Origin of the sequence: Vibrio sp. Of14-4 (assembly GCF_022347625.1) — a bacterium.
Classification (GTDB): domain Bacteria; phylum Pseudomonadota; class Gammaproteobacteria; order Enterobacterales; family Vibrionaceae; genus Vibrio; species Vibrio pristinus.
The window spans coordinates 1-22983 of the sequence record NZ_JAKRGI010000035.1 but is presented as its reverse complement, the minus strand read 5'-3'; the positions used below and the strand labels follow the sequence as shown (position 1 = coordinate 22983).

The window sequence follows — 22983 nt, the reverse complement described above, 5'->3', positions numbered from 1 at the left end:
ACCAACAATAAATAAATTGTGGTGCCCGGAGGCGGAATCGAACCACCGACACGAGGATTTTCAATCCTCTGCTCTACCGACTGAGCTATCCGGGCAACGAGTTGTATTAAACGGTTTTTCGTCTTTGAGGTCAATATTAAATTGCAAAAAAAATATTGTTTGCTGATTTTCTATACTTAGTGGGCTGTTTTTACTCATTTAGTGGGAAAAGTGTATAGCCTGTATTAAAAGTTGACTTTCAAAGCATAGAAAATGTTGGAGCAATATCGCGATATAACCTGTATTGAACTCAGATTTCTTTGGCTTGTGATAGCAAACTATTGCCAAAGCTGGTTCGTTTGACAACCCATGTGTTTAAGGTATTGAGTGTTAATGCTTTAGATGCAAAAAAGCCTCATCAAATGATGAGGCTTTTTAAAAGTGGCTCCCCCTGCGGGACTCGAACCTGCGACATACGGATTAACAGTCCGCCGTTCTACCAACTGAACTAAGGGGGAATTATTTGTATTACCTATAAGGTAAAGCACCAAATAATGGTGCCTCGAGGCGGAATCGAACCACCGACACGAGGATTTTCAATCCACCAACAATAAATAAATTGTGGTGCCCGGAGGCGGAATCGAACCACCGACACGAGGATTTTCAATCCTCTGCTCTACCGACTGAGCTATCCGGGCAACGGAGCGCTATTAAACGGATTTTCACTCGTGTCGTCAACTTGTTTTTAGAAAAAAATGTAAAAAACGAGTCGAATGCCGATAATTTAGACACTTTGTGTCGTTATGATTTGCCTGCGTTAAAATCCTTTTTAAATTTTGTAACTTTTTCAAGGTAACGACGCGCTTCCGCGTTGGGGTGTTTTTTAGTTAACGCCCAATAAACTTGATTGGGCTGCAGCGAGTTAAGATCACGCATCGCCCGTTTTCTATCGCCGCGATTAAATGTGTTTAATACTCCTCCCGTGCCACCGTTATAAGCTGAAATCATGCTGTATTCTAACGAGGTTGGATGTTGTACATCCTTAAGGTAGCGGTTTTTCAAGATGTAGAAGTAGGCGGTACCTGTATCAATGTTATTTTCCGGATTAAACAGGTATTCAGGAGAGGGTTGACCTGATGTCTTCTTGACTAATTTGAACACATCACGTCCAGCTGTTTTAGGCACCACTTGCATTAATCCATAAGCATTGGCCCAACTGACTGCATACGGGTTAAAGCTGCTTTCGGTTTTAATAATGGCATAAATCAAGTCCTCAGGAATACCATAGCGGCGCGATGCTCGCTGGACAATATCAGCATACTTATAGCTGCGGATTTCGACTTGCTCCTCAACCATAGGTATTTCAACGTAGTAAGCTTTTTTAAAGTCGACATCTTTGATTTTGAGTTTATTGGCAATCAAATAGTCTGCAAAACGGTTTGCTCGCCATGACCATTGAATGGGTTTACTATCCTGATCGACAACCTGTTTGTATAAAAACGGCTCTCCCTCTAGTTTGATGTTTTTAGAGGAGAATAAATCGACGTTCGCGGGATCGTCTGGAGTGAGTAAGGTAGTGATAATGGCGTTTTTGAGGTGGCCTTTAGGATCCGTTGGCGAAACTGTCTCAATGATAATCGTGCCTTTGCTGAAGTTAACTTCAGAGCGGCTGAGATAGTTGTCTATATATTTTACGTAGTTACTTTTGCCAGCAAATTTAATTTCTTTTCGACCCCAACGTTTTTCGATATTGCCGGAAAAGCTGTCGATCAATGCATCCAGCGCTGCGGTATCTTTTTGAAATTGCCCCGGTAATTCAGCTAGGTGCTTTGCAAAGCGATTCGTCGGTTCATAGTTTACGTCATAGATGCTCTCAATAAATTCACGGCTGCACCCAGTAAGAACTATGGCCAACAAAAAATAAGCTAACTTATTCATATATATCCTAAAAAAATGGCATCAAGTATGAGTTTTGATGCCATATCGCTATGTTTAATTCTAAGGCTTATTGCCTACTCACTTGGTGGAGTATAGCCTTCAATATGAACATCTTTGCCTTCAAACAAGAAGTTGACCATTTCCGTTTCTATCAGTTTTCTGTGCTCAGCATCCATCATGTTGAGCTTTTTCTCGTTGATAAGCATGGTTTGTTTGTGTTGCCACTCAGCCCAAGCTTGCTTGGAAATGTTATCAAAAATCCGTTTGCCAAGTTCTCCTGGGTATAGCTGAAAATCTAATCCTTCAGCGTCTTTTTGTAGTCGAGCACAAAAAACGGTGCGGCTCATAGTGGCTCCTTCGAGTGGTTTAGTTGTGAAGTTCTGCAGGTAAGCTATCCAATAATTGTTTCACTGGCGCAGCTAAGCCTACCTCTTCCGGTTGTGATAAGTTATACCAAAGACCTTTGTTTCCTTCCATAACGATATCAGGTTGCCTGGATAGGTCCACCAAAATGGGTGTAATATCGAGATGGTAGTGACTAAAGGTATGGCGAAAAGCGATCAAATGCTGACGGTATTCAACCGTGTTTTCTTTAATCTGGCGCTGATCTAGAGTGTTATCGAGCTCTCGGTTAGGGCTTTCTGGAAAACAGAATAGTCCTCCCCATATTCCAGATTGTGGGCGTTGTTCAAGCCAGACATGGCCTTGATAGTGGATAATTGCAAACCAAGTTGCTTTGATGGGCTTATCTTTTTTAGGCTTTTTACCCGGATAATCAAGAGGGTTACCTTGCTTGTGTGCAACACAAAATGAAGAAACTGGGCAAAGGGTGCATTTGGGTTTGCTTCGTGTACACACCATAGCACCCATATCCATCATCGCCTGATTGTATTTATCTGTATCTTGGTTTGGCGTATGTGTTTGTGCATGCTGCCACAATTGGTTTTCAACCTTCTTTTGACCCGGCCAGCCTTCGACTGCAAAGCAGCGTGCCAAAGTGCGTTTCACATTTCCATCTAAAATTGCATGAGGCTGTTTGTACACAGAGGAGAGAATGGCAGCTGCTGTTGAACGGCCAATACCAGGCAGTGCATTCATTTCATCAATGTTCAGCGGAAACTCGCCTTGATACTGATTTGCAACCATTTGGGCGGCTTTGTGTAAGTTTCTCGCTCTTGCATAGTAACCTAAGCCTGTCCAAAGGTGCAGGACCTCATCTTGATTCGCATTGGCCAGATCTAAGACGGTTGGGAATCGCTCTAAAAAGCGTTGATAGTAGGGAATTACTGTAGTTACCTGTGTTTGCTGAAGCATAATTTCGGATAACCATACGCTATAAGCAGTTTTATTTTGTTGCCATGGAAGGTTTTTTCTTCCATAGCTTTCATACCATGTCAGAATGGCGCTGGCAAAAGGGGTCACGACTTGCTCAATATTATTGTGTAGTTAGATAAAATTGCATCACAGAATATGGGTAAAGTTCAACCGATAAAGAGTAAGGGTTTATTCTATGTCAAATACATTAAAAAACTTGCACCAGTGCTGATTCTTTGGATAATCACAATCCCCTAAAGTCGAGAGCAATTTTTAAACAGGCAAAATCATGAGTGAAGTGACCACTAACGAATACAATCAAGACGGTAAGCTGATACGGAAAGTACGCAGTTTTGTACGCCGTGAAGGTCGGTTAACCAAAGGTCAAGAAAACGCAATGAATGAATGCTGGCCGACGATGGGGATCGACTATCAGCCAGAACTTCTTAATTGGAAAGAAGTGTTTGGTAACGATAACCCAGTCGTGCTTGAAATTGGCTTTGGTATGGGTGCGTCTTTGGTTGAAATGGCAAAAAATGCACCCGAGAAGAACTTCTTGGGCATTGAGGTTCATAGTCCAGGTGTTGGTGCCTGCCTTTCCGATGCTCGTGACGCTGGTCTGACAAATCTTAGAGTCATGTGTCATGATGCGGTGGAAGTATTTGCAAATATGATTCCAGATGGCAGTCTTGCAACCTTGCAGCTGTTCTTCCCTGACCCTTGGCATAAGAAACGCCATCACAAGCGTCGTATTGTTCAACTAGACTTTGCTGAGATGGTCCGTCAGAAATTGACCATCGGAGAGGGCGTCTTTCATATGGCAACAGATTGGGAAAACTATGCCCAGCATATGATTGAAGTGATGAATCAAGCGCCAGGATATGAGAATATCGCTCAGGATGGTGACTTTGTTCCTCGCCCTGAAGATCGTCCTTTGACCAAGTTTGAAGCTCGTGGTCATCGCCTTGGACATGGTGTTTGGGATATTAAATTTAGACGTGTTAGCTAAGTCGCCCGCATATTAATGTGAATGAGGAAGCCAGCATCAAGTGTTGGCTTTTTTTACCCTACAAGAAAAATAATAAGCCTTTACAAAATAGGTAAGCAATGAAACCAACAAAAGAGATATTAGCCGATATTTTACAAGAAGTTCGGCCATTGATCGGACAAGGGAAAGTGGCTGATTATATTCCTGCTTTAGCAAACGTTCCTGCGAAAAAACTGGCGATTGCTGTTTTTACCAATCAAGGAAAGGTGATTAAAGCTGGTGATGCAGACGAAGCCTTTTCCATCCAATCCATTTCAAAAGCGTTAAGTTTAACCTTAGCCATGGATATCTATACGCCAGAAGAAATCTGGGCCCGAGTAGGTAAAGAACCTTCAGGACAGGCGTTCAACTCTCTTATTCAGCTCGAAATGGAACAAGGCATTCCACGCAATCCTTTTATTAATGCAGGGGCGATTGTTGTCGCAGATATGTTGCAAAGCCGCCTATCTGCACCTCGTCAAAGGCTGCTTGAATTTGTTCGCCAACTTTCAGGTGACACTCATATTTGTTACGACAAAGTCGTAGCGGCATCAGAAATGATGCACAGTGATCGTAACGCTGCGATTGCCTATTTGATGCGCTCATTTGGCAATTTTGACAATGATGTTATTCCCGTATTGAATAACTACTTTCATGCATGTGCATTGAAAATGAGCTGTGTTGATTTGGCAAAGACCTTTAGTTATCTGGCCAATAAAGGGACGTCTGTTCAGACTGGCAAACCTGTCGTGACCCCAACTCAAACCAAACAATTGAATGCATTATTGGCAACCTGTGGTTTATATGATGGTGCGGGTGAGTTTGCTTATCGGGTAGGAATGCCGGGCAAGTCTGGTGTTGGTGGCGGTATCATTGCCATAGTGCCTGGAGAAATGACCATTGCGGTTTGGTCACCAGAGCTTGACCCTTCAGGAAACTCTTTGGCTGGTACAAGGGCATTAGAGCTATTGTCAGAGCGTATTGGACGTTCGATCTTTTAGTGTTCAACGTCGTGACTAAATGAAATCAAACATCCCGCGATAACGCGGGATGTTTGTATTTAGTGGTATAGCTAGGCTTTAGGTTGTATTGCCTCCAAGTTGCGAGCTTTTATCGCGCTTCCAAGTAAGGCTATTTCAAGCATCATAGCTAGGAGTATTTGCACCGCAACCATATATAAGGGTAAGTTAACCCATGCCACTAGGGCGACTCCGGCCACCATATACAGATTGGCAGCTAATGCAGCCTTACCTATTGCTTGAGTAGCATTTTTTAACATGAGCAACCCCATAAAGTAATGCTGAATGGCCATAAGTAGTGGCAAAACAAACAGTACTGAAAGCACAGGACGCATAGTATTAGTAAGCAAGCTATCGCCACTGACATAGATTGAGAGTAATGGACTGCTTAGCGGTGTGTAGACAATCACGCCAAGAATTAGACTAAACCCAATACCGACCAGTAAAGCAAACTTGCGCAAGTGCGTTCTCTCTATTTCATAAGCCTTACCTGAAGTGTTTTGCAGATGACGAATAACAACTTGCTGTAACATACGTACACCATTACTCACACTTATCACTAACACCCATGCTGCAGCCCATGCAGCGAGTTGTAACTCGCCGATGAATGCAATCAAAATGGGCAGCATGAGCCTAGCCCCCCACAATGAAATCATTGATTGGGCTAATGGCCAGTAATAGCGCCCCATAGACATCATATTCGTCGGCAGTACGTGCTGTGTTTGTGTGTCATTGACATGGATTTGACTGAGCCGGTAACGGACATAAACAAGCTCAGCGAGTACGCCACTTAATAATGCCCCTGCAGTGATAAGTACCCCTGAATTAGTTGCTATTGATAGGGAAAAGGCGATAGTGATTAACACCAAACATCTTAAAACCGCGCCCTTGGCAATGTCTTTCGAGTATCCTGCATGTATAATTTGACCTTGCCAATAACGTCTTATTGCTATCATTAGCGGCCAAGGGCAGAGCAATAGCACCATCAAGGATGCTTGCTGCCAAACTTCAGATTGCACTGAAATTAGCTCACTACTTTCGGGCAACAATCCGACTATAGACATACTAAGCGTTAGTATTGCCCCGAGTGCTATCACGAAACGAAATAACACTTCGCTGCTTTTCTTTGAGCCTGACATCATATTAGACACAGGTAAAACAGAGATAATGGGGCTTTCAAAAAACACCGCAATGGCTTTACCTAACGCAAAAGCAGCAAGGTTTAATGTACTATTTGGTAAAGAGGCCAAGACAAAAATGATAATGGGATCGCCAAGGGCCATCACCATATCACTTAAGGACATGGGCACTAACTCTCTAAAATAACGACGATTACGAGATTGCATCAATTAACCCCTCCCCATGGATACGTGACTCATATACTGGATCTAACTGTTTAATATGGGTATCCAGTTGTCGGTCGTTGTATAAAGAGACTTTTGAGTGGGCTAGCCAGTCGGGGTTGTAGACAGTATCTAAGTAGCGGTCGGCTCTGTCTGGATTGATCAGCACAATTTTTTTTTGCTTCACGTTTTGCTGCATAGCATAAGCAAGCCCTGCACTAATTATTGCACCCGTCGAAGCTCCCAGTAATAAGCCTTCTTTTTTGCCCATTTGATGACACATCGAAAATGCCATGTTATCGGTAACATTGTAGGCGTAGTCAATGTCACTAGACTTAAATGCTGGGGGAACAAAAGACAGGCCAAGTCCTGTCATTTTATAAGGATGGCGTGGTCTGCCGAAGATCCCAGAGCCAGCGACATCCACTGCGACGATTTTGGTCCTTGGACTATGCCTTCGAAAATATCGAGCGACACCTGATAATTGTCCTGCTGTGCTAATGCCAATGACTATTGCATCGGGTAGATCGGGGAAAGCACTGGCAATCTCAAACGCAGTGTAATAGTAGTGCGCAAGAGGGTTATCAGGATTAAGGTGCTGACATGGGTAAAATGAGTTTGGTATTTTGTCAGCTAGCTTTTTCGCATGAGCCATACGTGCTTTTTGCATCGAACCTGCGCTATCTGCCAAGCTTAGTGGCACCTCTTCAAGTTTTGCACCATAGGCATTTAGCATCTTGATGACGGGGGGAGGTGTTTTAGCATCAATGACTATGATGACGTGATAGCCTTTAGAAGCGCCAATACTTGCCAGTGACATCCCGAAGTTTCCGGAGCTGGATTCGATAATGGTACCGCCTTGTTTTAAAAGACCCTTTTTCTCGGCTTGATCGATAAGAAAAGCGGCATTTTTATCTTTAATACTCCCTGTAGGGTTGCACGAGTCCATTTTTATGTAGAAGTCATTACTTTGACACAATGTATGAACTCTATTTAATTTTATAAAAGGAACGTTGCCAACGGCCTCTGATATAGAGTTAGCCACAAGCTGATGAGTATATTTTTCTTTTGAGATTGTTGTTGTCATATTCATAGTGAAGCTCCTTCTGATGCCAGGTTATGTGAATAGGCAGAGGTGATGTGGTGTAGAATTTTTTCATCAGGTTTGTGCCTAAAGCAGGTCGACTTGATTGGCATTTTTCTTCCCAATAACCCTTGGCCAATAACATCAGAGACCTCAGAATGTATAACTTTGATTAAAAGACAATCTTTAAGTCCTTTAGGAGCTTCTGGAGATGTTTTTATCGATGCTACTTCACTGACTTTTTGTAATTTTTCATAGATCAAAGTGAAGTCATTAATGTTTTTTTTGTATGTTTCTTTATGTTTGTACCCCCATTGTTTTTCATTGAAGTAAATATGAAAGTCAGCATCATCTAATCTGCAAGGAGTTAGCCAGCTTTTAACTGTATTGTTAATCGCATTATCAATATCTGACTTGCTTCTTAGTTGACAGTATATTTCGTTAAACTCAAAAGAGGCTTGAGATGCTGAAATTAAAAATACAGGAAGGCTTACCTGTGTATGATTTCTCCTAATTACTTCATAACGATGATGACCATCTGCAATTAAAAAGCTTGGCAACTTTTCTAAGGCTCTTTTTATCCAATCACTTTGATAACATTTTTCTAGTCTAGATATGGTATGTAGCATTCCATCATTGGTAGGGATAACAAACTTGTTGTCTGCTTGATCAAACCATTGGTTAATCATACCGAGTGGGAAGTCATTGCTGTCAGTAATCCAAAAGCTAGGTGGGTAATTGCTTAGCGATAAGCTTTCTAGCGCTTTTACTCTGGTGGGATTAGTTTTTTCATGAGGAATAATGGGTTTGGTAAACTCTGAATTATAGTCGTGATGATATAGTATTCCTGTAACTTGATGATGCTTATTATTCCATTTCCCATCAATTCTATATATGAAGTATGAGTTTAAATCTAACATGAATATTTCCTTTAACTGTAATTATGTCTACGAAAAATCGTATATGTATAAATTAAATTCTATTTATTGAGTTAAAAGGAAATTGGTGGTCTTAAAAAAGAATAAAGTGGTGATGTGTAAGATATTAAATTGTTTAATACAAATAGTATCGACTTAGAATTATCTGAAATTAAAAAAGAGTTTGTGGTTAAGTGTTGGTTGGAGTGACAATGATGGAGGCTACATTGTTCATCGTCATGGCTGCTTCCCGTATTGCTAGTTTCAAAATCGGTATTGGAAGTTTCAAGGTGTATATGGTGTGATATGTTTAAACTATCAATAAGATTTTTGGCAGTTACAGAGAAAAGAGATATCATAGTAACAAATATCATAATAAATATCTTTCTTGATATTCTACACATCTAAAACCCACTCTTTTAGCTAGATATATCTTAGCAATAACAACGAAAATTATAGGTAATTAACTTTTTAGTAAATAGATAGTATGGCTTATATAATTATGATTATCTTTTGAAGCTAAAGTTCCTAAGTAAAAGTAATTTATGGAAAATAAAGTTATTTTGTGATTATTACCCAACAAATAAAGCCTGGTAAAAATAAAGTGATTAGTTATTGCTGTTTGAGGGTTAGTGAAAAGTACAATGAGTCTTGGCCTAGTATAAGTAAGTCAAATGGCATTGTACTTTGCAACGAATTACTCACCATCCACCATAAACGCTTCTAGCAAGTCATTAAGAAAGAGTTTGCCTTTTTCTGTGACTTGCCAGTGTGTCTCGCTTTCGCTGATGTAGTTCATACTGATAGCCCAATCCATGGGCTTTCTGATCGCTTCAAAGCTAAGGCCTGTCGTGTTAAGAAAATCTTGCTTAGGGCAAGCTTCGAGAAGGCGGAAGCGGTTCATAAAAAACTCAAATGGGCGATCGTCTAGTGCCACGTTTTCCTCATTGTAGAGGTAGGGCTTAACCATATTATCGTAGGCGGCGAGGTAGCCCTTGGGATGCTTGATTTTAGTCGTGCGAATGATTCGTCCATCAGCAAAACTAAGCTTACCATGAGCCCCGCAACCAATACCTAAGTAATCGCCAAAGCGCCAATAATTAAGGTTATGCTGGCATTGATGATCAGGCTTACTGTAACCAGAGATTTCATACTGCACGTAGCCAGCCTCGGTAAGCTTTTGGTGTCCTTGTTCGAAAATATCCCACAAGGCATCGTCGTCAGGTAAGGTTGGGCGCTTGTAATGAAATAGTGTGTTGGGTTCAATCGTCAATTGATACCAAGACAAATGAGGCGGTGAGAGTTTAATCGCTTTTTCTAGGTCATTTAAGGCTTGGTCAAGTGACTGATCCGGTAGACCATGCATTAAGTCGAGATTAAAGCTGTGTAAGCCTATTTTATGAGCCAGTTTGGCCGCATTTACGGCTTCGTCTTGACCATGAATACGACCAAGTTTGGTGAGTTTGGACTGCTCAAAGCTCTGCACGCCAACAGATATGCGCGTGATGCCTGCTTTTTGGTATCCTAAAAAGCGCTCAGCTTCTATCGTGCCCGGATTGGCTTCCATGGTTATCTCAATACCAGATTTAAATGGAATTCTTGTTTCTATGCCTTGAAGTAGTTCGGCGATTCCTTTTGCAGAAAATAGGCTAGGGGTGCCACCACCGATAAAAATAGAGTGCAGTTGTCTCGGGTTCGAGCTTATTTGATAACGTTCTATGTCTGTGTCGAGATCTTGCAGCAGTGCAGCAATATAATCTTGCTCTGGGATATCCGCTTTTAGTGCGTGAGAGTTAAAATCGCAGTAGGGGCACTTTTGTACACACCATGGTATGTGTACATAAAGGCTTAATGCTGGAGGTATTAATTGACTCATCTCAGGCAAGACTACAAAGGCTGCGCAGATAATTGACTAAAAAGCTTTTGTAGAGCTTTACCACGATGTGAAAGCTGTTTCTTGCGCTGTGGTTCAAGTTCTGCTGAAGCGCAGTTTTCTTCTGGAACAAAGAATACAGGATCGTAGCCAAAACCATTTTGACCATGAGTCCTAGTAAGAATTTTGCCTTCCCATGTGCCGTGACAAATAATTGGAGTTGGGTCGAGTTCATGGCGCATCAACACTAGAACGCAGTGAAAACGAGCGCTTCTCTGGCTCTCAGGGACATTCTGCATAGCGGCAAGTAACTTATCGATATTTTGTCTATCTGTAGCCTCTTCACCTGCATAGCGAGCAGAGTAAACGCCAGGAGCACCATTGAGAAAATCGACTTCTAACCCAGAATCATCAGCGATCGCGGGCAGCCCTGTTTCTTTGGCGGCATGTCGAGCTTTAATGATGGCGTTTTCTATAAATGTTGTTCCCGTTTCAGCGACTTCTGAAACCTCAAATTCGCTTTGAGCGACCACATCGAACCCAAAATCAGCGATGAGGTCAGCCATCTCCCGAACTTTACCTTGATTACCAGTGGCGAGGACAATTTTATTTTTATTCATGGTTTTGCCTTGGAAGTAGCCCTTATGCTTATTCTTCTACATAAAATTTTTGGGAGAACTTTAACCTTCCAGTGCCTTTATTACCAGCATTGATGTCAATATCGAAAGTTAGATTCTCTTGGTCAGAAATAGAAAACTCGGCCAAATAGTATATGGCACTGCCTTCTTTTACTTGGGTGAATTCAAGAGGTTTGATTTGACCAATCAGATTTTTCGCCTGTCCTTTCACTGTGGCAGTTATCGCAGGCTTTCCTGCTTGGTAAGTATCTAAAACACTGATGTTTAGAACGCCAGAGTAACCATTACGCTTAAGTTGGTAGCTGCTGGCAACTTGTGGAGTAAGGAAAGTTGAGTTGAAGGCTGAGTAATGGACTTCAATTTCTTTGATGTTTTTAAATTGTCCAGCAAAGCTTGGCAGAGCAAATAAACTCGCGAGTGTTAGAGTGATCCATGTTTTCATTTTTTCTTCCTAAATAACTAATTTATATCGATAGCGGCGACACTTCTGTCCGATGATACACTGGTGAACAAAGCTTCTCATCCATAATATACGGCTTTACAAATACGCTAGGTCAATAAAGAAAAAGCCATCTTGCGATGACTTTTATCTAACTGTTTGGGGTATGTGTTGGTTACAGTTGGTACCAAATTGATCCAATAAGATCGCCCATTAAGAAGTTAGCGAACTGCAAGCCAATGAAAAGGACTAATACACTTAAATCAAATCCACCCATGGCTGGGATGATGCGTCTAATTGGCGCAAGCATAGGTTCAGTTAATTGATGGAATACATACTCAATTGGGCTGCGACCTTGACTGACCCAACTTAAAATTGCACGAATGAGAAGTACCCAGAATAATAATCCACCCGCAGCTTTTATAAGAGAAAGCAGTCCTAGGTAGAAGAAATCGGCACTAAATGATACTGAGCCGCTGGAGGCGATAAATATGATCGCCACAAACTTCAGAATGCACAGTACATAAGCAAAGAACACGGTAGCAAGATCGATACTACCCACCGAAGGTATGACTCGGCGAAGTGGTGCAACCACAGGTTGAGTCGCTTTAACAATAAATTGTGAAAACGGGTTGTAGAAATCTGCGCGTGCAGCCTGCAACCAAATACGTAAGATCACTACCATAATGTAGAGATCAAACAGGGTGGAAATTAGAAAACTCATTGAATTCATAGATTACCCTTAATTTCATAGAGCTCAAGGCTCAGAAGATTTAAAACTCTTGTTCCATTTCTTCGGCACGTGCAACGGCAGCCTGCATCGCTTTTGACACTATATCCGAAAGTTGGTGTTGATTAAATGTGCGCAATGCTTCTGCTGTCGTTCCACCTTTTGACGTTACTTGCTCTCGTAGCGTCGATAACTCTATATCTGGGTTGGCAACGACCATGTGCGCGGCGCCTAAAGCAGATTGCTGAACCAGCTCTCGCGCGGTGTGTTTATCAAAACCTTGCGCAATAGCTTCAGCTTGCATGGCCTCTAAGAACAAAAAGAAGTAGGCAGGCGCACTTCCAGCTGCTGCAATAACGTTGTTGATACCGCTCTCTTTTTGTACCCAGCAAGTTTTGCCTACCGCGCTCATCAAAGTGTTAGCAAAAGCTTTATCCGATTCACTGATTTGCGTTGGTGCAAACATGCCGCTCATGCCCAGACCAAGCTGTGAAGGCGTATTTGGCATGACGCGAACAATGTTTAAGTCGTGATCGAGCATTTCACATAAACGCTGACAATTAATGCCAGCGGCAATTGAGATAACAAGTTTGTTTGACCAGTCTATCGATTGCAGGTCAGCGCACACGTCCTGCATCATCTGCGGCTTGACGGATAATACGACGACATCGGCTTGCTCTGCGGCGGCAATATTGTCACTGGTGGTGTTAATCGAAAACGCTTGTTCTAGTGGTCTACGTCTTGTTTCTGAAGGTGCCGTTGCTGTGATGCAAGAGGCCGGGTAGCCCCCCGCGACTAAACCAGAGACGATAGCCTTCACCATATTACCCGCGCCAATAAAGGCGATGTTTTTATGTTCCATTGTTACTCTTTCTATTTGGTTTGAGGCTTACTTTTGTAATCACGAGCCCCAAAAATCGCCGTCCCGATGCGTACCATAGTGCTACCCGCTTCAATCGCGGCCTCCATATCTCCACTCATCCCCATAGATAGCGTATCTATGGGCAGATTTGGAAAGCGCTTGGCAAGAGCCTCTTTGAGTTCTGCCAAGTGAGTAAATGCAGCCAATTGTAAGTCATAACTAGCAACATTGGCAGGAATTGACATCAACCCTCTTAAAGTGAGGTTTGGTAGTGAAGAAATCAACTCCGCGAGCTCAAAGATTTCTTGCTCTTCACTAGCTCCTGATTTTGAATCTTCACTACTGGTATTGACTTGGATAAGCACTTGCAGGGGCGGCATGCCTTGTGGACGTTGATCGTTTAGCCGCTGGGCTATTTTCGCTCTATCTATGGTATGTACCCATGCAAAGCTTTCCGCGACAAGGCGAGTTTTATTGGACTGTATCGGTCCAATAAAGTGCCACTCTAGAGCTAAATCTGGATGGTTGTTAGAAAAATAATCAATTTTATCAACACCTTCCTGAACATAATTCTCCCCAAAGGCGACTTGGCCAGCGACAGCTGCTTCGAGAATCGCTTGTGTGGTTTTCGTTTTACTGACCGCCAGAAGTTGCACAGAGCCCGTAGGGCGTCCACACTTTTGTTGTGCCATTCTCATTTGTGAGCTTATTTGTTCAATATTTTGTTCAATACTACTCATAGCTAACTTTAGTAAGGGGTTGAAATGGATATTGCTGAATTACTGGACTTTAGTGTAAAGCATAACGCGTCAGATCTACATCTTTCTGCAGGTGTATCCCCAATGATACGTATTGATGGAGAAGTCAGAAAGCTTGGAGTACCAGCACTGAGTCATTCTGAGGTTCATCGGTTAATCTCAGATATTATGAGTGACTCCCAGCGTAGCGAATTTGAGGAACATTTAGAAGTTGATTTTTCATTTGAACTTCCAGATGTTGGTCGTTTTCGTGTTAATGCGTTTAACCAATCGCGAGGATGCTCTGCTGTATTTCGGACTATACCTACTGTGATCCCCACCTTAGAACAATTGGAAGCGCCTGCGATCTTTGAAAGTATTTCTAATATGGAAAAAGGTTTGATCCTTGTAACAGGACCAACTGGATCAGGCAAATCCACGACACTGGCTGCCATGGTTGATTATATTAATCGCAACCATAACAAACATATTTTGACCATTGAAGATCCAATTGAATTTGTACATACCAATAACAAGTGCTTGCTGAACCAGCGTGAAGTGCATAAAGACACTCATAGCTTTAATAATGCTTTGCGCAGTGCTTTACGTGAGGATCCTGATGTTATTTTAGTTGGTGAGCTTAGAGACCAAGAAACCATAAGCCTTGCTCTTACAGCAGCGGAAACAGGACACCTTGTGTTTGGTACCTTACATACCAGTTCAGCTGCGAAAACCGTTGACCGTATTATTGATGTATTTCCAGGTAGTGATAAAGGTATGGTTCGATCAATGCTCTCAGAGTCACTCAGAGCTGTCATTGCACAGAAGCTACTAAAGAAAGTGGGCGGGGGCCGAGTAGCTTGCCATGAGATTATGATGGCGACGCCAGCGATCAGAAACCTAATCCGTGAAGATAAAGTTGCTCAAATGCAATCTGTGATTCAAACCGGTGCGGCGCATGGTATGCAGACGATGGAGCAGCATTCGAAACAATTGATTGCTCAGGGACTTGTTGATGCTGAAGAAGTAGCGAAGAAAATTGAAGCTGAATCTGGAATGATGTAGAGAGGACATAATGGATATCAATGCTTGCTTACAAGGGATGTTGAGTGAAAAGGCATCGGATTTATATATCACTGTCGGTGCACCTCTTCTATATCGCGTTAACGGGGAATTGAAGCCCATTGGGGACACTTTATCATCTCAATCGGTATTCACTTTATTACACAGCATGATGGATGAAGAGCGTCAAAAGGAATATGCCCAAAGCCGAGAAGCTAATTTTGCTGTAGTGAAAGATTTTGGCCGTTTTAGGGTCTCGGCATTTTTCCAACGAGAGCTACCTGGGGCTGTCATTCGACGTATTGAAACGAGTATTCCGACTTTTGAGCAATTGAAACTCCCAGAAACCCTAAGAGATTTGTCGATTGCCAAACGTGGGTTGGTTTTAGTGGTGGGGGCGACAGGTTCTGGTAAATCGACCACCATGGCGGCCATGACGGGATATCGGAACAGCCATCGAAGTGGGCATATTCTTACTGTTGAAGATCCCATAGAGTTTGTACATGAACACGATAAATGCATTGTTACTCAACGTGAAGTTGGTCTAGATACCGACAGTTATGAAGTGGCTTTAAAAAACTCTTTGCGACAAGCGCCAGATATGATTTTGATCGGTGAAATACGATCTCGAGAAACGATGGAGTTTGCGATGAGTTTTGCTGAAACGGGTCATTTGTGTATGGCGACGTTACACGCAAACAATGCCAATCAAGCGCTTGAACGTATTCTTCACCTTGTACCTAAAGAGCAAAAAGAGCAGTTTTTATTTGATTTGTCGATGAACTTACGAGGGGTGATCGCTCAGCAATTGCTGCGTGATAAAAATGGCAATGGTCGACATGGTGTGTTTGAAATCTTACTAAATAGCCCAAGAGTATCGGATCTGATCCGACGCGGCGATCTTCATGAGCTTAAAGCGACTATGGCTAAATCCCAACAATCGGGGATGCAGACCTTTGATCAGGCACTGTATCAATTGGTCATTGATGATAAGATCACAGAAGATGATGCGCTTCACAGTGCTGATTCAGCGAATGATTTGCGCATCATGCTCAAAACAAACCGAGGGGATAGTTTTGGTGGTGGTGCTTTATCCGACGTGAAAATCGATATGGATTAATCGAGCTCGATATTTCAGCTAATCATATTGGGCTTCAAACCAACTCTCAAGGATCACGACTGCAGACTGACAGTCTACATTACCTTTACTCAGCGCCTTGTAGCCACCTCTGTTGAAGAGATCTGATCGGGCTTCTGTGGTTGAAAGCCGTTCGTCATGAAGTTCCACTGGCAAACCAAAACGACCGTGCAGCCTTTTGGCAAATTTTCGTGCTCTTTGTGTAATACTCTCAAGATCTTTACCATGGAGATCTGTTGGTAAACCGACAACTAATAAATTGGGTTGCCACTCTTTAATCTGCTTTTCGATGTCATCCCAGTTAGGAATACCATCATTGGCTTTGAATGCCTTAAGAGGTGAGGCTGTACCAGTGACTTCTTGGCCTATGGCACTGCCAATGCTTTTGGTGCCAAAGTCAAAAGCCATAATTGTTTTAGACATAATAATAAATAAAAATGTTAGGCGTGACCAATATCACTGGATAGTTGGGAGGCATCGATACCGAGCATTTGTACGGCTTTTTGCCAGCGTTCATTGATGGGGGTGTTAAACATCACATCAGGATCAGCTTCAATGGTTAACCAAGAGTTTTCAGAAAGCTCGACTTCCAGTTGCCCAGGCTCCCAACCCGAGTAACCCAAAGCTACGATATATTCAGTGGGTTCTTCTTCTGTGCCGAGTACTGCCAGTATATCTTTAGATGTAGTTACAGATATAGCGTCAGTCATTTGAATACTGGATTCATAATGATCTTTTGGCTGGTGGAGAATGAATCCTCGGTCGCCAGATACAGGCCCACCATTGAGAACCGGTTTTTCTAGACTACCTGTTTTGAGCTGAGGCTGCGCTGCCTCAACATCAACTTGTTTGAGCATTTTACCCACTGTGATGTCGATAGGAGCATTAATCATTAAACCCATAGCTCCGTCATCATTGTGCTCACACACATAGATGACACTGCGTTGGAAGTAGGGATCTTTCATCCCTGGCATCGCAACTAAAAAGTGGTTGGTTAAATTCATAGTTACTCCAGCGTAAACTCGGGTGCATCTTATGCACCTATGATCCTTGGGCCGTTACTGCTTGCCGATACGACGCTCTATTGCATCCATTAGCTTGCCCGTTATTGAGATATCAAACTCAGCCTCTATTTCACGAATACAGGTTGGGCTGGTTACATTTATCTCAGTCAGCTTATCCCCAATGACGTCCAGACCTACAAATATCAAACCTTTCTCTTTAAGTGTAGGCGCTACAGCCGCAGCTATCTGTTTATCTGTATCAGTAAGAGGCCTTGCTTCCCCTGTTCCGCCTGCGGCAAGGTTACCGCGAGTTTCTCCTTTTGCCGGAATACGAGCGAGGCAATATGGCATAACTTCACCATCGACAATCAGAATCCGTTTGTCACCGTTGCTGATGTCTGGCACAAAAGTTTGCGCCATAGCATAGTTCTGGCCATGATTAGTCAAGGTTTCAATGATCACAGACACATTTGGGTCTTCAGCTTTGACACGAAAAATAGATGCACCTCCCATGCCATCTAATGGCTTGAGGATCACATCTCCATGCTGTTGACGAAATTGCTTAATTTTATCCGCTTTACGAGTGACAATTGTTGTCGGTGTCAGCTCAGGGAACCAAGCGGTAAATAACTTTTCATTACAATCACGGAGGCTTTGAGGCTTATTAACGATTAAGCTACCTTGTTGCTCTGCACGTTCCAAAATGTAGGTTGCGTAGATGTATTCTGTGTCAAACGGAGGATCTTTACGCATCAATACTGCGTCAAGACTCCCTAGCTCAATAGTTTGCTGAGATTTAAATTCAAACCAATCATTTGGATCTTCTTTTAAACTGACGATTTTTGTATCTGCAATTGCAACACCTTGATCAAGATGAAGATCAGCCATTTCAATGTAGTGGATCTCGTAACCACGACGCTGAGCTTCTAACATCATGGCAAAACTTGAGTCTTTCTTGATGTTGATGGCCTCTATTGGATCCATCACTATGCCTAATTTGATCATTGTTTTCTCCATTAGCCAAGATCACCAAAGCGAACTTGTAGGGCTGTTATAGCAGTTAAAGCAGCCGTTTCCGTGCGCAGCACTCGTGGGCCTAGCAGGATCTCCTCAAACTGATAATGTCTTGTTTTTTCGATTTCTTCACTCGACAGCCCTCCTTCTGGGCCAATAAGCAGACGTATTTTGTCAACGGGTGTCGGTAGAGTATTAATCGAATACCTTGCTCTTGGGTGTAAATTGAGTTTTAAACCATCGTACTCTTCTGTGCACCACTGCTCTAATGACATGACAGGGCGGATTTCAGGGACGATATTTCTGCCACTTTGTTCACAAGCACTGATGGCAACTTTCTGCCATTGAGACAGTTTTTTATCAAAGCGCTTTTGGTCGAGTTTTACCCCGCATCTTTCCGATATTAGTGGGGTGATGGTATTGACGCCGAGTTCAACCGACTTTTGGATGGTGAATTCCATCTTATCACCACGCGATATCACTTGCCCCAAATCAAGATTAAGTGGAGATTCACTGCTTCGCTCGATGCGCTCAGTGACCTCTACTTGGACGGCTTTTTTTGTGACTTCTGTGATGACAGCGGGATATTCTGCACCTAGTCCATCAAAGAGTATCACTTGCTGTTCGGTTTTCATGCGCAGAACCCTTCCCACATGGCCTGCTGCATCTTCGCTTAGGTTTAGGTTTCCGAGCTGAGTGATTGCTTGAGGGTGGTAAATTCGTGGGATTCGCATCAGGGTAAATATCCGGAAAAGAAGTAATTTAACTCCTAACATGGATGCGTTAGGGGGAAAAAACAAGGGGGGAGGGCGCTGAAATTAGGAGCCGTAGGGATAGTTTTATTCTCTAGTATACCAAAACATGGCTTTCCTTTAGCCATTAAATCCAGCATGACAAAACCAATGGATTAAGTGGTAGTTCAAATATTTAAATATCAAGTCTATTAATTTCAATAACTTTACATAAAAATAAGACGTAGATTTAAGCAATAGGTGATGCTGATTACGGGTGTTGCATTTATTGCTAACTGATATGAGAAATATATGGAAAGTTATATTCTTTATGTGTGCCTGGCTGGAGCGACTATATCTCTGCCTGGGCCAGCTGTCATGCTTACGCTTAATAACTCGGTACAAAAAGGTCGTAAAAAAGCACTAAGTGGAATATTTGGTATAGCGACCGCTATTCTTTTTATTTCTGCTATCTCTGCGACTAGTTTGGGCGTGATATTGACTCAATCTGCTTTTGCTTTCAGCCTAATTAAGTTTTTTGGTGCGATTTACTTATTATATTTAGGTGTGAAAACGTGGCGTGCAAAGCCTTTATCTGAAGTTACACTTGGCTCTAGTCATCATTCTTATTCTCGGTGCTTTTGCGAAGGATTCTTGGTGTCTATTTCAAACCCTAAAGCTATCGTATTTTTTATGTCGGTGTTTCCACAGTTTATAGATGCATCAAAAGATCACACCATTCAGTTGCTTTTAATGTCGGTGACATTCAGTGGTCTCGTAGTTTTGATTCACAGTGCTTATTCTTTTATTGCGCACAAGGCCAAAAATAAGCTTTCAACGGAAACAAATAAGCTGAGAATGAACAAGGTTAGCGGTGGGACTTTTATCGGCTTTGCGATGGGCTTAGCGTCATCGAGTAGATAACTAGCTGTAAGTAATTATGACCCCATGTAAATCAATGTTTGTTGGCAGACTTTGCAGCTATATGAAGTTTGATTGCGCTGAATTTTATTATGGCGACGTATTGTGAGTGGGTGGCGCCGACATCCACATTGGTATTGATAGATTTTTCCTTGCACTGAATCCAGAGCGAAATCGTGAGTAGTTTTGGCGCTGATACCAAATACGGATGTCATTATGCTCTGCCACTCCTTTCCATGGGGTTTTACTCTGCCATATACCTGATAAGTAATAATATGAGCAACTTCATGTGGAATTACTTCCTGTAAGAAGGCTTGTTGGTTTTCTATGAAAAGAATGGGATTTAAACGGATTTCATTGAGCTGTAAGTAGGCTTTTCCTGCTGCTTTACCTTTGAGTCGATAGTTGATTGTTGGCATGGCAAATGAGTGCTGAAAGTGCTGTTTAGCTATGACTACATACTTTGCCATAATTTGTTGTGCGCGATAGCAAAGTTCTTTATCCACACAGACTCCCAATAAATTCGCCCCAAGTTATGGGGCGAATAGTATAACGAATCAAGCAAGAGTACTAATGGTGCTTTTTCCTTATTGCCTCATGGTAAGCATGCCAGGTTCCGTAACCTAGAATGGGTATAGTGAAAAACATGCCTATCCCGTAAGTCGCAAACCCAATTAAAATCCCGCCACAAATAATGCCAGCCCAGACAATCATGGCTGGAATGTTGGATTTGACAGCGTTAAAGCTGGTAAATACTGCCGTCATCATATCGACTCTGCGCTCCATCATCAGCGGAATGGAAAAGGCTGAAATACTAAATACGATGGCCGCTAAGACAAACCCGACAAGTGACCCTATTACCAGAAAAGGCAGAAAATCGGTAATAGGAGCACCTTGGACTGAGGGATAAAGAGCATGAAGAAGAGCAGCAATCCGCATCCAGAAAATCATACATACTGCGAGCAACACAGCAAACGCCCATTGTGACGAAGAGTTACGTCCAATGGCTTTCATTGAGTGTAACAGCTTTGGTTTGTGGCCTTTTTCTAGTTCCCAAGCCGCATCATAAAGCCCTAAAGCAAGGAAGGGCCCTATCAATCCGTACACAATTAAACTTGGCATTACAACCAGATGTGTGCCTTGCCACTGAACAAGTAATACGATTCCTATTGCTGCGGCCATAAAACATAAGCCATAAAACCCGCTAATTAGAGGAACACGTATAAAATCTTGTAAACCGAGTGATAACCAATGAAAAGGCGCCGATACATTGAGCTCGTTACATGGGATTGTGCGCGCATATTCACTGTCTGGCACGGGTTGATGTTTTTGATCTATATCTTCTTGTTGGTTCACCGTACGAGGCATATATCCTCCTTGATCGATTCTCAGTCATAGGCCGCTTTTCTTTGAAAGTGGCGTGTTGGAACACGATGCTCGGCTTTGCGACCGCTGGTTAAGCTGCGCATCTGTAACTTGTAGATTAAGAAATCACCATCCGTTTCTTAACCTTTTGTTAACTATTGACCCCTTAACAAAAAATTACAAATTTGCTTATTGCTTTTTGTGGCATAAGACAAAGGGCTTCTGGATATCCAGAAGCCCTTTATTAATAGGTAATTTAAATTAGATTAATTTAGGCCTGCAAACTCACGCAGTAGCACAGCTTTATCTGTCGCTTCCCATGGGAATTCTTCACGACCAAAGTGACCGTAGGCTGCAGTCTTTTTATAAATTGGTTGAAGAAGATTAAGCATCTCTTGAAGACCGTATGGGCGCAAATCAAAGTGTTGACGAACTGCTTCGACAATGACTTCCTTAGACACTTTTTCTGTACCGAATGTTTCCACCATAATAGACGTTGGATCGGCGACGCCTATGGCGTAAGAAAGCTGAATTTCACAGCGTTCTGCAAGTCCAGCAGCAACAATATTTTTTGCTACATAACGTGCTGCGTAAGCGGCACTGCGGTCTACTTTAGATGGATCCTTTCCTGAGAATGCACCGCCACCATGTCGAGCCGCACCACCATAAGTATCTACAATGATTTTACGACCCGTTAGACCACAGTCACCCATAGGTCCACCGATAACAAAGCGGCCTGTTGGGTTGATGAAGTAATTGGTATCTTTGTTTAACCACTCAGAAGGAAGAACAGGTTTGATGATCTCTTCCATTACCGCTTCACGAAGATCAGGTGTTGAGATAGATTCACTGTGTTGAGTTGAAAGTACAACTGCATCAATGCCTACGATCTTGCCTTGATCATACTGGAACGTAACCTGAGATTTAGCATCAGGTCTTAGCCAAGGTAGGGTGCCGTTTTTACGTACTTCGGCTTGCTTTTGAACCAGTAGATGAGAGTAAGTGATTGGAGCTGGCATTAACACATCGGTTTCATTGGTTGCGTAACCAAACATGATACCCTGGTCACCGGCGCCTTGCTCTTTAGGGTCGCTCTTATCGACACCTTGGTTAATATCTGGCGACTGCTTACCTATGGTGTTTAGAATGGCACAAGAATCAGCATCAAAGCCCATTTCTGAGTTGATGTAGCCAATTTCACGAACGGTTTGACGAGTTAGCTCTTCGATATCTACCCATGCTGAGGTTGTGATTTCACCACCCACCATCACCATGCCTGTTTTGACATAGGTTTCACAAGCAACGCGAGCTTTAGGATCTTGTTCAATAATCGCATCAAGCACTGCATCAGAAATTTGGTCTGCAATTTTATCTGGATGACCTTCTGAGACTGACTCAGAAGTAAACAGGTGTTTAGCCATGATAGCTCCGCTTTAATTTGGGATAGTGAATGGGCTCATTCACTAGCAATAGAATAGGTTCATTAATAGTAGGTGTATCTACTTCTAGACGTCTATTTTAGTTTTGCGAGTGCTAATTTCAAGCTTTTTTTACTATTTCATATTCAATTGTTTGCTTTTTATAATCCAGATATTGTTGATTGTTATATTAGTTTTTAACGTTACTAGAGAGTGTGTATTAGTCAGTAAAACGTTTGCAGAGGACCGAGTGCTTTGAGAGAATAAAAGACCATCAAATCTGTTTTTCGCTTAATGCACTCAGGAGCAAACATGTCTTCCCGCAAACACTTAGCTAACGCTATTCGTGCCCTTAGCATGGACGGCGTACAACAAGCCAATTCTGGTCACCCAGGCGCCCCAATGGGCATGGCGGATATCGCTGAAGTTC

The 22983-nt window shown here is 42.4% G+C and carries 25 protein-coding genes and 3 tRNA genes; 6 read left to right on the top strand and 22 right to left on the bottom strand.

Annotation, left to right across the window (positions count from 1 at the left end; genetic code table 11):
* Nucleotides 1-19 precede the first annotated feature (19 nt).
* The 6 genes from MHN79_RS20265 to mutY form a co-directional block, all read right to left on the bottom strand.
* Nucleotides 20-95: transfer RNA gene (locus MHN79_RS20265), tRNA-Phe, on the bottom strand.
* A gap of 326 nt (nt 96-421) precedes the next feature.
* Nucleotides 422-497: transfer RNA gene (locus MHN79_RS20260), tRNA-Asn, on the bottom strand.
* 104 nt (nt 498-601) lie between these two features.
* Nucleotides 602-677: transfer RNA gene (locus MHN79_RS20255), tRNA-Phe, on the bottom strand.
* Nucleotides 678-780: 103 nt separating this feature from the next.
* Nucleotides 781-1917: a membrane-bound lytic murein transglycosylase MltC gene (gene mltC / locus MHN79_RS20250; RefSeq protein WP_239174748.1), complete on the bottom strand. Its 1137-nt coding sequence runs from the start codon at nt 1915-1917 to the stop codon at nt 781-783.
* A 74-nt stretch (nt 1918-1991) separates the two neighbouring features.
* The gene (locus MHN79_RS20245; RefSeq protein WP_114787454.1) at nt 1992-2264 is read right to left on the bottom strand and encodes an oxidative damage protection protein; all 273 of its coding nucleotides are present in this window, start codon (nt 2262-2264) and stop codon (nt 1992-1994) included.
* Nucleotides 2265-2283: 19 nt separating this feature from the next.
* A complete protein-coding gene (gene mutY / locus MHN79_RS20240) occupies nt 2284-3339 on the bottom strand; it encodes an A/G-specific adenine glycosylase (RefSeq protein ID WP_239174746.1) in 1056 nt (351 codons plus the stop codon).
* 181 nt (nt 3340-3520) lie between these two features.
* On the opposite strand from mutY, the gene trmB reads away from it, so the two are divergent.
* Nucleotides 3521-4240 (top strand): tRNA (guanosine(46)-N7)-methyltransferase TrmB, encoded by a 720-nt coding sequence (gene trmB, locus MHN79_RS20235; protein ID WP_152429481.1) that lies wholly within the window; start codon nt 3521-3523, stop codon nt 4238-4240.
* Nucleotides 4241-4338: 98 nt separating this feature from the next.
* A complete protein-coding gene (glsB, locus tag MHN79_RS20230; RefSeq protein ID WP_239174745.1) occupies nt 4339-5259 on the top strand; it encodes a glutaminase B in 921 nt (306 codons plus the stop codon).
* A gap of 71 nt (nt 5260-5330) precedes the next feature.
* On the opposite strand, the gene MHN79_RS20225 is transcribed toward glsB, so the two are convergent.
* The 9 genes from MHN79_RS20225 to MHN79_RS20185 all read right to left on the bottom strand — a co-directional run bounded on the left by MHN79_RS20225 (nt 5331) and on the right by MHN79_RS20185 (nt 13903).
* Nucleotides 5331-6623, bottom strand: coding sequence for a hypothetical protein (locus MHN79_RS20225; RefSeq protein ID WP_239174744.1), 1293 nt, complete (start codon nt 6621-6623; stop codon nt 5331-5333).
* A complete protein-coding gene (locus MHN79_RS20220; RefSeq protein WP_239174743.1) occupies nt 6610-7713 on the bottom strand; it encodes a PLP-dependent cysteine synthase family protein in 1104 nt (367 codons plus the stop codon). The genes MHN79_RS20225 and MHN79_RS20220 overlap by 14 nt, the downstream gene beginning before the upstream one ends.
* Nucleotides 7710-8624 (bottom strand): DUF1015 family protein, encoded by a 915-nt coding sequence (locus tag MHN79_RS20215; RefSeq protein WP_239174741.1) that lies wholly within the window; start codon nt 8622-8624, stop codon nt 7710-7712. The genes MHN79_RS20220 and MHN79_RS20215 overlap by 4 nt, the downstream gene beginning before the upstream one ends.
* Nucleotides 8625-9318: 694 nt before the next feature.
* On the bottom strand, nt 9319-10497 hold the full coding sequence (gene hemW, locus MHN79_RS20210) for a radical SAM family heme chaperone HemW (RefSeq protein WP_239174739.1): 1179 nt from the start codon (nt 10495-10497) through the stop codon (nt 9319-9321).
* A gap of 11 nt (nt 10498-10508) precedes the next feature.
* Nucleotides 10509-11114 (bottom strand): XTP/dITP diphosphatase, encoded by a 606-nt coding sequence (locus tag MHN79_RS20205; protein WP_239174737.1) that lies wholly within the window; start codon nt 11112-11114, stop codon nt 10509-10511.
* Between the two features lie 28 nt (nt 11115-11142).
* Nucleotides 11143-11574, bottom strand: a complete 432-nt coding sequence (locus MHN79_RS20200) for a DUF4426 domain-containing protein (RefSeq protein WP_239174735.1) — start codon at nt 11572-11574, stop codon at nt 11143-11145.
* 172 nt (nt 11575-11746) lie between these two features.
* Nucleotides 11747-12304, bottom strand: a complete 558-nt coding sequence (locus MHN79_RS20195) for a YggT family protein (protein ID WP_160932382.1) — start codon at nt 12302-12304, stop codon at nt 11747-11749.
* Between the two features lie 40 nt (nt 12305-12344).
* Nucleotides 12345-13163, bottom strand: coding sequence for a pyrroline-5-carboxylate reductase (proC, locus tag MHN79_RS20190; protein WP_239174733.1), 819 nt, complete (start codon nt 13161-13163; stop codon nt 12345-12347).
* Nucleotides 13164-13174: 11 nt separating this feature from the next.
* Nucleotides 13175-13903: a YggS family pyridoxal phosphate-dependent enzyme gene (locus MHN79_RS20185; RefSeq protein WP_239174731.1), complete on the bottom strand. Its 729-nt coding sequence runs from the start codon at nt 13901-13903 to the stop codon at nt 13175-13177.
* Between the two features lie 24 nt (nt 13904-13927).
* On the opposite strand from MHN79_RS20185, the gene MHN79_RS20180 reads away from it, so the two are divergent.
* Nucleotides 13928-14965, top strand: coding sequence for a type IV pilus twitching motility protein PilT (locus MHN79_RS20180; RefSeq protein ID WP_114787444.1), 1038 nt, complete (start codon nt 13928-13930; stop codon nt 14963-14965).
* 10 nt (nt 14966-14975) lie between these two features.
* A complete protein-coding gene (locus MHN79_RS20175) occupies nt 14976-16082 on the top strand; it encodes a PilT/PilU family type 4a pilus ATPase (protein WP_239174728.1) in 1107 nt (368 codons plus the stop codon).
* Between the two features lie 18 nt (nt 16083-16100).
* On the opposite strand, the gene ruvX is transcribed toward MHN79_RS20175, so the two are convergent.
* The 4 genes from ruvX to rsmE are packed head-to-tail and all read right to left on the bottom strand — an operon-like array spanning nt 16101 to nt 18852.
* Nucleotides 16101-16523, bottom strand: a complete 423-nt coding sequence (gene ruvX, locus MHN79_RS20170; protein WP_239174725.1) for a Holliday junction resolvase RuvX — start codon at nt 16521-16523, stop codon at nt 16101-16103.
* Nucleotides 16524-16540: 17 nt separating this feature from the next.
* Complete coding sequence (locus MHN79_RS20165; RefSeq protein ID WP_114787441.1) at nt 16541-17104, bottom strand: YqgE/AlgH family protein; 564 nt, start codon at nt 17102-17104, stop codon at nt 16541-16543.
* Nucleotides 17105-17158: 54 nt separating this feature from the next.
* On the bottom strand, nt 17159-18109 hold the full coding sequence (gene gshB, locus MHN79_RS20160; protein WP_239174722.1) for a glutathione synthase: 951 nt from the start codon (nt 18107-18109) through the stop codon (nt 17159-17161).
* A gap of 11 nt (nt 18110-18120) precedes the next feature.
* On the bottom strand, nt 18121-18852 hold the full coding sequence (rsmE, locus tag MHN79_RS20155) for a 16S rRNA (uracil(1498)-N(3))-methyltransferase (RefSeq protein WP_239174719.1): 732 nt from the start codon (nt 18850-18852) through the stop codon (nt 18121-18123).
* Between the two features lie 309 nt (nt 18853-19161).
* Here rsmE and MHN79_RS20150 point away from each other — a divergent pair, with 309 nt between their 5' ends.
* Entirely contained in the window at nt 19162-19773 is a 612-nt protein-coding gene (locus tag MHN79_RS20150; RefSeq protein ID WP_239174716.1) for a LysE family translocator, read from the top strand.
* Nucleotides 19774-19787: 14 nt separating this feature from the next.
* On the opposite strand, the gene MHN79_RS20145 is transcribed toward MHN79_RS20150, so the two are convergent.
* The 3 genes from MHN79_RS20145 to metK all read right to left on the bottom strand — a co-directional run bounded on the left by MHN79_RS20145 (nt 19788) and on the right by metK (nt 22556).
* Nucleotides 19788-20276 (bottom strand): SprT family zinc-dependent metalloprotease, encoded by a 489-nt coding sequence (locus tag MHN79_RS20145; protein ID WP_239174713.1) that lies wholly within the window; start codon nt 20274-20276, stop codon nt 19788-19790.
* A 64-nt stretch (nt 20277-20340) separates the two neighbouring features.
* Nucleotides 20341-21138, bottom strand: coding sequence for a DUF2189 domain-containing protein (locus MHN79_RS20140; RefSeq protein ID WP_239174710.1), 798 nt, complete (start codon nt 21136-21138; stop codon nt 20341-20343).
* Nucleotides 21139-21401: 263 nt separating this feature from the next.
* A complete protein-coding gene (metK, locus tag MHN79_RS20135) occupies nt 21402-22556 on the bottom strand; it encodes a methionine adenosyltransferase (protein WP_160932396.1) in 1155 nt (384 codons plus the stop codon).
* 309 nt (nt 22557-22865) lie between these two features.
* Between metK and MHN79_RS20130 the strand changes: the two genes are divergently transcribed.
* The coding region (locus tag MHN79_RS20130; RefSeq protein WP_143695504.1) for a hypothetical protein at nt 22866-22983 on the top strand (118 nt) is incomplete at its 3' end.